This is a genomic window from Dietzia sp. DQ11-71 (genome assembly GCF_014144995.1).
GTDB classification, from domain to species: Bacteria; Actinomycetota; Actinomycetes; order Mycobacteriales; family Mycobacteriaceae; genus Dietzia; species Dietzia kunjamensis.
The window spans coordinates 1-8249 of record NZ_JAALDT010000028.1; the positions used below are offsets into that span (position 1 = coordinate 1).

An 8249-nucleotide genomic window follows, 5' to 3' on the forward strand; every position below is an offset into this window, starting at 1 on the left:
AAGATGAAGGTGTAGCCGGTCAGGCCGAAGACGTCCGTCGCCAGCAGGGGCAGCACGGTCTGCTGCTGTCCCACCATGCCGCCGACCAGCGCATTGATCGCCACCAGCAGCGTGAACTGGGCGGCGTTGGCCTTGAGACCGAGTACGGGTGCGCGTTCGGTGGGCATGCTCCCCTTTCATGACTGAGTCCGCTGTGTGGTCAGCCCACGGCGCACTATACCCCAGCGGGTATTGATCCTGCCGGTTTCGCCAACTGTACACAGTTGACTACAGTCAGGCTGTACACACTTGACTACAGCGGCGAGGTCAGCGCTTGTCCCGCCTCGCCCCGCACCCACATCGGAGGATCATATGACCGGAACCCGTCCCGAGATCACGGCCACACCCGGCACGGATCGCGCGAACCGCCTGGCCGGAAAGACCGCGATCGTCACCGGTGGCGGGCAGGGCGTGGGCCGCGGGATCTCGCTCGGCTTGGCCGAGTCAGGCGCCTCGGTCCTGCTGGTCGGGCGGACGGTGGAGAAGCTCGAGAAGGTCGCCGAGGAGATTCGCGCGATCGGCGGTGCGGCCGAATGCCTGCCGGTCAACATCACCGCGGAGGGCGCACCCGAGGCGATCGTGGACGCAGCTGTCACGCATTTCGGAGGGGTCGACATCCTCGTCAACAACGCGAACATGGCCCGGCCCCTGCCACTGTCCGACTACCCCGACGACGGTTTTCGCAAGGCCTTCGAGTCCGGCCCCCGCGTGTCGCTCACGCTGATGAAGCTGACCCGCCCTCTCATGGCGCAGAGGGGCGGTGGGGTGATCATCAACCTGGTGACCTCGGCAGCCGTCCGGTGGGATCCCTCCAACTACGGCATCTACGGAGCCGTGAAGGAGAGCATGCGCGCCCTCACACGGGCCGCCACGTACGAATGGGCCGGCGACGGAATCCGCGCTCTCAACGTTGCTCCACACGCCCACAGTCCCGGGCTGGACTGGTGGATGGACAACAACCCCGAGGAAGCCGCCGAGTTCCTCTCCGCCATCCCCGCCGGCCGCGTGGGTGACCCGGTGACCGACATCGGCCGCCCGGTCGCCTGGCTCTGCTCGGCGGAGGCCTCGTACCTGAGCGGAGCGACGATTCCGCTCGACGGGGGCCAATCCCGCTGGGGCTGACCACTGCCCTCCCCCAGCCGCACCACCAGACCACCGCACCACCGACCGCCGCACCAACGGAACACCAACTGTCAGTTCGATCAGGAGCACAAACGATGTCCCAGAATGCGCAACTTGCCGAGCTGTCACGAGCCGGGGTGTCGGTCTGGCTCGACGACCTGTCCCGGGACCTGATCTCCTCCGGTCGCCTCGCGGAACTGGTGGAGACCCGGTCCGTGGTCGGGGTGACGACGAACCCGGCGATCTTCCACGCCGCGCTGACGAGCGGGACGGCGTACGACCAGCAGGTCAGCCACCTCCGAGGCCGAGGTCATGAGGTGGACGCCGTGATCCAGGCCGTCACCACCGACGATGTCCGTGCCGCCTGCGACATCCTGGCGCCGGTGTACGAGCGAACCGGGACAGTAGACGGGCGAATATCGATCGAGGTCGATCCGCGACTGGCTCACGATGCCGAGGCCACGGTGGCACAGGCAAAGGAGCTGTGGCAGATCGTGAACCGACCCAACCTGCTGATCAAGATTCCGGCCACCGCGGCCGGGCTGGAGGCGATCAGTCGGGTGCTGGCCGAAGGCATCAGCGTGAACGTCACACTGATCTTCTCCGTCGAGCGCTACACACAGGTCGTTCAGTCCTACCTGGACGGTCTGGACGCCGCCGCCCTGGCCGGCCACGACCTGTCGTCCATCCACTCCGTGGCGTCGTTCTTCGTCTCGCGGGTCGATACCGAGGTCGATGCCAGACTCGAGGCCATCGGCACACCGGCCGCGCTGGCCCTGAAGGGCCAGGCCGCGCTGGCCAATGCCTGGCTGGCCTACGCCGAGTATCAGCAGCACTTCGAGAGCTCCGACCGGTTCCGGAGCCTGGCCGGCCGCGGCGCCCGACCGCAGCGGCCGCTGTGGGCGTCGACCGGCGTGAAGAACACTCGGTACAGCGACACCCTGTATGTCAGTGAGTTGGTCGCACCGGCGACAGTGAACACGATGCCGGCGGTGACCATGGAGGCGTTCGCCGACCACGGAGTCATTTCTTCGGGGTCGAGCACCACAAGGTTTGCCGAACCTGCAGCGCTGTTCGAGGCGCTCGGCGAGGTCGGGATCGACATGAGTGACGTCTTCCTTCAACTGGAGCGCGAGGGCGTCGCCAAGTTCGACACGGCCTGGAACGAACTGATCACGGCGATGGGCGCACAACTGGCGTCCGGGTGAGCGCACGCCTTGGTTCCACCGTCTGCGAAATCGGCACGCCGCCGCGACGGGTCTTGCAGGAGAAGGACTCGTGGACGACGCCGCTTGTTCGCTACCGGACCCCGTCTTAGTGGAAGGTGCCGGCCACCCAGGGTGCGCCGATCAGGTGTGGCGCCCGCACCACGCAGTAGGCCAAAACAACTGTGACGCCGGTACAGGCAGCGGCCAACATTCTGTCCATGCCGGCGCCCGCACGGATTCGCAGTGGTCCCGGTAGGCGGAAGTTCCACCATCGCTCGCCTCCGATACTGACGACGCCGCCGAGTAGAGGCACGCCCCGCTTGGTGATCACGTCGCCGAGGAGGTGCATCGCGACACCGGCGGTGACCGCTGCGCCGAGCGCGGCGCTGCCGACCGAAGCCGGCAGCGCAAACCACACCGCTACTGCAAGCGCCAACGAGAGCCCGGTGACGTAGATCCAATCCTGCTTCTTGGCCCAGTTCGGTGCCAGGCTGCGTATGGCAAGGCCAAGCATGAAGAACAGCACCCCGATAGCGCCGTTCTTACCGAACGCCGAGACGAGGGCGGCCGTGCCGGCGCCCGCAAGAAGTGCGAACCACAACGTGTGGGTCGCGGTGCGGTGCCCGTTGCTGATCCGGGCGTCCTTGCGCGTCATCGTCAGGTCGTAGATGGTCTTCGAGACCCGCTCCGTGATGTGAGCGAGGGCCCTCGAGGCCAGCCCGAAGCTGCGAGCAAGGGTGCTCTGTGGTGTGTCGAGGTCCGGGAGAAGCGCCGCTCCGGCGGTGACACCCGCAAACACGAGCACCTCCGTGGGTGAGGTGGCCCCACCCCATTCGACTGGGAGGAAGGCCCCGATAGCCAACCCCGCGCCGGCGCCGCTCATCGCGTGCGTAGGTCCCATCACCATGTGCAGCGCACCTTACTGTCCACCGAGGCTCGCCCCCGGATACGGACCGGGCCCCCTGGCCCAGAGCGACCGCACCGACGATGGATCTCGCCAACCGTGCGCTGAACGCCCAGCGGCAATTCACTGACACCGTAGCGTCGGGCTGACAACCTGTTTCCACAACCGACGACGAGAGCTACAGCCCCCGCGCCATGTCCACGAAACGCGAGTAATGGAGCTGATGCGCCACCGTGATCGTGGACGTGGGACCACCGCGGTGCTTGCCCAGGATCAGGTCGGCCTCACCGGCCCGAGGGTCGTCGCGCTCGGAGGCGTCCGGGCGGTGCAGCAGCATGACGATGTCGGCGTCCTGCTCCAGTGAGCCGGACTCACGGAGGTCGGACACCTGGGGCCGCTTGTCGGTCCGCTGCTCGGGGCCACGGTTCAGCTGGGAGATAGCGATCAATGGGACGTCGATCTCCTTTGCCAACAGCTTGAGCTGACGAGAGAACTCGGAGACCTCCTGCTGACGGGATTCCACCTTCTTGCCCGAGGACATCAGCTGCAGGTAGTCCACCACGATCAGCCGCAGGTCGTGCTTTTGCTTGAGCCGGCGGGCCTTGGCGCGGATCTCCATCATCGTCATATTGGGCGAGTCATCGATGAACAGCGGAGCCTCGGAGATCTCCCCCATGCGCCGGGCCATCCGGGTCCAGTCCTCATCGCTCATCTTGCCCGACTTCATATCGGACAACTTCACGCGCGCCTCCGCGCTCATGAGGCGCATGACGATCTCCGTGCGGCTCATCTCCAGCGAGAACACCACCGAGGCGAGCCCGTGCTTGATGGAACAGGACCGCATGATGTCCAGGCCGATGGTCGAGTTGTGCGTGGGGATCGCGGTGGGGCCGGCCAGATAGAGGTGATCGGCGGCGGCGACCTCGATGCACCTGACCGGGACGCTCTCCGCGCTGCGCACGTCGGCGATGAGCCGGGCCGCCCGGCCGGAGCCGGGATTCTCGGGGACGACGATGCCGAAGTCGCAGACCAGCATGAGGGTGTCGAGTGACTTGGTGGTGACGACCTGCTCGGTGCCGCCCATCTCGATACGCCACTCGTGCTCGGCGTCGGCGACCAGCTCGGTGCCGTCGTTGAACCGCACTGTGAAGCATGGACGGTCCTCCCACACCTCGGTCACGGCGACGACCTCGGTGGGCTGCCCGTCGGCATCCAGCACCCGGTCCCCCACGGCGACCTCGCCCATGGTGGTCTGCCCGTCGGGCGTGGGCAGGACGGTGTCGAGGGCCAGGGCCTTACCCACACCGGGGCGGGCGGCGATGATGATCATCTGGCCACCGTGCAGGCCGTTGGTCACGGCGTCCAGGTCGGCGAATCCGGTGGGCACACCCTGGGCGAGCCCGCCCGCGGTGTGGATCGCGTCGATCTCGTCCATCGTGGGCTGCAGCAGCTCCTCGATGATCACGAAGTCCTCGGTGGTGCGCCGCTCGGTGACCTCGAAGATCTCCGCCTGGGCGCGGTCCACCACTTCGGCGACGTCCGCGCCCTCGGACCCCGAGTAGCCGAACTGCACGATCCGGGTGCCGGCGTCGACCAGGCGACGCAGCACCGCCTTCTCCGCGACGATCTGCGCGTAGTACCCGGCGTTGGCCGCGGTGGGGACGGTGGAGATGAGCGTGTGCAGGTAAGGGGCACCGCCGGCACGGCGGAGGTCGCCCCGGCGGTCGAGCTCGGCGGCCACGGTGACGGCGTCTGCCGGCTCACCGCGTGCGTACAGGTCGAGGATGACGTCGTAGATCGCCTGGTGCGCGGGCTTGTAGAAGTCGCCCGGCTGGATCTCCTCCACCACGTCCGCGATGGCGTCCTTGCTCAACAGCATCCCGCCGAGCACGGACTGCTCGGCGGTGAGGTCCTGCGGCGGGGTGCGGCCGAACTCCCCGCCGCCACCTTCATCCGGCGGAGGCGGCATCTCGCCGGGACCGCTGAATCCCCCCTGCGCCATGACCGCTCCTCTCCGCTGTAGAACTCGTACCGCCACCGACCCCGATCAGGCACCGACCCGAACGGGCACCGACCCTGAACAGGCGCCGAGCGACCCCTCCACTGTAGGTCACCGGACCGACACGCCCGACGCCCCGCCCACCCGGGTATCCACAGGTTTGTCCACATTTGCGAGAGAGCACCTGTGGACAACTGTGAATGGATGTGGGTTACGCAGGGCCGATGGGCGTATCACTGTGGACAACCGGTGGAAACCGCTGGCCACTTTCAGCAAAACCGCAGGTCACCATCATCGTCGCAGGTCGCGGCGCCGGTGGAGAACGGCGCTTACCACGTCACAAACAGGGACACAATGGATAACGAAAGATGAACGGCACTGATCCGAGAACCGTCCGGACCCTAGGCATTACAACTAGTTATCCACAGGCCGTCCACAAAAGCGAGGGCCCCGACCGTCACTGTGACGATCGGGGCCCTTCGCGGTGAATCAGGCGGGGACGACCTCGACCGCGACGCGCGCGGTGGTGTCGTGACCCAGGTCGACGACGACGCTGTGGGCGCCGGTCGACTTGATGTGCTCCTTGGGCATCTCGACGGCACGCTTGTCGAGAGTCGGTCCGCCCGCGGCCTTGATGGCAGAGGCGACATCGCCCGCGGTGACCGAGCCGAACAGCTTGCCGGTGTCCGAGGTCTTGACCGCGACCTTGACGTCGGCCAGCGACTCGAGCTTCTGCTTGAGCTCGTTGGCGTGGTCCGAGTCGCGCACCTCACGAGCCTCCTGGGCCCGCTTGATGGAGTCGACCTGGCGCTCGGCGCCACGGGTGGCCACGATGGCCAGCCCGCGCGGGAGCAGGAAGTTACGACCGTATCCGCCCTTGACCTCGACGATGTCGCCCGGCGCACCGAGCTTGTCGACGTCGGCGGTGAGGATCAGCTTCATGATCCGTCTACCTTTCTTTCCTCCGACGGACCCGACCTGGGCCGGGATGTCGCGAGGTCATGTCTCATGCTTATGGGGTGGGACGCGGGTGGCGCCCCGGGGAATTCGACGCGCTCTAGAACGGGGGCTCGTCGTCCATGCCACCGAAGCCACCGGAACCGCCGGCCTGCGGGGCGCTGCCCCACGGGTCGTCGTTCTGCTGACCACGGCCCTGGCCGCCGCCGTAACCGCCCTGCGGCTGACCGCCACCCTGGAAGCCGCCGCCCTGCTGGCCGCCACCCTGGAAACCGCCGCCCTGCTGGCCGCCGCCCCCGCCGCCTTCACGGTTGGTGCGGGTCACCTTGGCGGTGGCGTACTTGAGCGACGGGCCGACCTCGTCGACCTCCACCTCGTAGACGGTGCGCTTCTCGCCCTCACGGGTTTCATACGACCGCTGGCGCAGCCGACCGTTGACGATGACGCGCATGCCCTTCTGGAGCGACTCGGCGACGTTCTCCGCCGCCTGCCGCCAGACGTTGCAGGTGAGGAACAGGCCTTCGCCGTCCTCCCACTGGTTGGTCTGCGAATTGAAGCGACGTGGCGTGGAGGCGATCCGGAAGTTCGCCACCGCGGCACCCGACGGCGTGAACCGCAGCTCGGGGTCCGCGACGATGTTCCCGACCACTGTGATAGGGGTGTCGCCCTGTGCCATGCGCTTGTCCTCCGTGTTGAAGCCGGCGTATTACAGCCTGAGGTGGATGGTGATCGAAGGCCGACCGACCGCGCCCAGATTACCGGTGCGGTCGGACACTCCGGGTCACTTGTCGGCGCGGAGCACCTTGGTGCGGAGAACGTTCTCGTTCAGACCGAGCTGACGATCCAGCTCCTTGACCGCGTCCGGCTCGGACTTGATCTGCGCGACGGCGTAGATGCCCTCGGTCTGCTTGTTGATCTCGTAGGCGAAGCGGCGCTTCCCCCAGACATCGACCTTGTCGACCGATCCGCCCTCTTGCCGGATCACGTTGAGGAACGTGTCCAGCGACGGCGCCACGGTGCGCTCGTCGAGACTCGGATCGAGGATGACCATCACTTCGTATTGACGCATGGGACCTCATCACCTCCTGTGGACTACAGATTCGGCCACGGTGTCTCCGTGGCAGGAGGGTCGTTGCGTCAGCAACCGCTCAAGGTTACCCCGGTGACCTCGGCAGACGAAATCCCCGTCGGCGGCGGCAGCGCCGTCGCACGGGCGCGCCACCCCCTCACAGGTCGTCGAGTCTGACGTAGCCGTCCTCCACCGCTCGCAGCAGCAACCGGACCTTGGTCCGCGCGGGCCGGCCGACGGCGTCGTACTTGGAGCGCACCCGCTGGATGTAGGTGCTGACGGTGGAGTCGGCCAGGAACAGCCGCTCGGTGACCTCGCGCTTGCTGTCCGAGGCGAGCCAGGCGATGAGGACCTCGACCTCCCGGTCACTGAGGTCCGGACGGGCCGCGGCGGGGCGGAAAGGAATCGTGGCGGTCATGGCGCCCTCTCGTTCGATGAGTTCCGATTCATTCTGGCGACGGCCGGTCACGGCGTGAACTTCCCCCGAATTGTCAGTACAAGTCCGTACGGATGCGTCCTACGATCGTATGAAACCCCAGCACATGACCTCCGAATCCCTTCCGTACGCCGGCCGCTCGGCCGTACGATGTTGACCGTGCACACCCCCCGCGAGCCCGTCGAGGGCACAGTTGGACGATCAGCTCCTTCTCAGATTCAGACTCGTGAGGAGCTCGGCAGCGCGCTCACCGCTCTCCGGGTGACGGCCGGACTCTCGGTCCGCGACGTCGTGCGGCTGGTCCCCTCCCTGACCCTCGGGACCGCCTCGGGCTGGTTCTCGGGCCAGCACGTGCCGACCCGCGCGAGCGAGGCGACGCTCGTAGAGCTGCTCCGTCTGCTCGGTGTCGGCGGGGACGCGGGCTCGGATACGGGCCCGGCCGGCACGGGCCCTGCCGGCACGGACCCCGCCCGCGCAGACTCCGCCGCCGCCACCACCATCGACGAGTGGCGGGC

Annotated in this window: 9 protein-coding genes and 1 pseudogene; 3 read left to right on the forward strand and 7 right to left on the reverse strand. The window is 67.2% G+C overall.

Going from position 1 to position 8249, the window contains the following annotated elements; genetic code table 11:
- Positions 1-167: pseudogene (locus G6023_RS15815) on the reverse strand (MFS transporter); the annotation flags it as partial.
- A gap of 184 nt (positions 168-351) precedes the next feature.
- Here G6023_RS15815 and G6023_RS01165 point away from each other — a divergent pair.
- Both G6023_RS01165 and tal read left to right on the forward strand, forming a co-directional pair.
- Positions 352-1161 carry an SDR family NAD(P)-dependent oxidoreductase gene (locus tag G6023_RS01165; RefSeq protein WP_182633871.1) on the forward strand — a complete coding sequence of 270 codons (810 nt, stop codon included), beginning with the start codon at positions 352-354 and terminating at the stop codon, positions 1159-1161.
- Between the two features lie 95 nt (positions 1162-1256).
- Entirely contained in the window at positions 1257-2369 is a 1113-nt protein-coding gene (tal, locus tag G6023_RS01170; protein ID WP_182633872.1) for a transaldolase, read from the forward strand.
- 106 nt (positions 2370-2475) lie between these two features.
- Here the strand turns inward: tal and G6023_RS01175 are convergent, their stop codons facing one another.
- The 6 genes from G6023_RS01175 to G6023_RS01200 all read right to left on the reverse strand — a co-directional run bounded on the left by G6023_RS01175 (position 2476) and on the right by G6023_RS01200 (position 7716).
- A complete protein-coding gene (locus G6023_RS01175) occupies positions 2476-3276 on the reverse strand; it encodes a metal-dependent hydrolase (RefSeq protein ID WP_182633873.1) in 801 nt (266 codons plus the stop codon).
- A 175-nt stretch (positions 3277-3451) separates the two neighbouring features.
- Entirely contained in the window at positions 3452-5275 is a 1824-nt protein-coding gene (gene dnaB, locus G6023_RS01180; protein ID WP_376780887.1) for a replicative DNA helicase, read from the reverse strand.
- A gap of 486 nt (positions 5276-5761) precedes the next feature.
- Positions 5762-6214, reverse strand: a complete 453-nt coding sequence (rplI, locus tag G6023_RS01185) for a 50S ribosomal protein L9 (RefSeq protein WP_067720010.1) — start codon at positions 6212-6214, stop codon at positions 5762-5764.
- Between the two features lie 115 nt (positions 6215-6329).
- Positions 6330-6905, reverse strand: a complete 576-nt coding sequence (locus tag G6023_RS01190; protein WP_067720013.1) for a single-stranded DNA-binding protein — start codon at positions 6903-6905, stop codon at positions 6330-6332.
- 105 nt (positions 6906-7010) lie between these two features.
- On the reverse strand, positions 7011-7298 hold the full coding sequence (gene rpsF, locus G6023_RS01195; RefSeq protein ID WP_067720016.1) for a 30S ribosomal protein S6: 288 nt from the start codon (positions 7296-7298) through the stop codon (positions 7011-7013).
- Between the two features lie 157 nt (positions 7299-7455).
- On the reverse strand, positions 7456-7716 hold the full coding sequence (locus G6023_RS01200) for a LuxR C-terminal-related transcriptional regulator (RefSeq protein ID WP_067720216.1): 261 nt from the start codon (positions 7714-7716) through the stop codon (positions 7456-7458).
- Positions 7717-7995: 279 nt separating this feature from the next.
- Here G6023_RS01200 and G6023_RS01205 point away from each other — a divergent pair.
- Positions 7996-8249, forward strand: a 254-nt coding sequence (locus tag G6023_RS01205; RefSeq protein ID WP_182633874.1) for a hypothetical protein, incomplete at its 3' end; no start/stop codon positions are given.

Coding starts and splice junctions, on each gene's coding strand:
- G6023_RS01190 (WP_067720013.1), bottom strand. CDS start 6,905: ATGGCACAGGGCGACACCCCTATCACAGTGGTCGGGAACATCGTCGCG.
- dnaB (WP_376780887.1), bottom strand. CDS start 5,275: ATGGCGCAGGGGGGATTCAGCGGTCCCGGCGAGATGCCGCCTCCGCCG.
- tal (WP_182633872.1), top strand. CDS start 1,257: ATGTCCCAGAATGCGCAACTTGCCGAGCTGTCACGAGCCGGGGTGTCG.
- G6023_RS01200 (WP_067720216.1), bottom strand. CDS start 7,716: ATGACCGCCACGATTCCTTTCCGCCCCGCCGCGGCCCGTCCGGACCTC.
- rpsF (WP_067720016.1), bottom strand. CDS start 7,298: ATGCGTCAATACGAAGTGATGGTCATCCTCGATCCGAGTCTCGACGAG.
- G6023_RS01175 (WP_182633873.1), bottom strand. CDS start 3,276: ATGGTGATGGGACCTACGCACGCGATGAGCGGCGCCGGCGCGGGGTTG.
- G6023_RS01165 (WP_182633871.1), top strand. CDS start 352: ATGACCGGAACCCGTCCCGAGATCACGGCCACACCCGGCACGGATCGC.
- rplI (WP_067720010.1), bottom strand. CDS start 6,214: ATGAAGCTGATCCTCACCGCCGACGTCGACAAGCTCGGTGCGCCGGGC.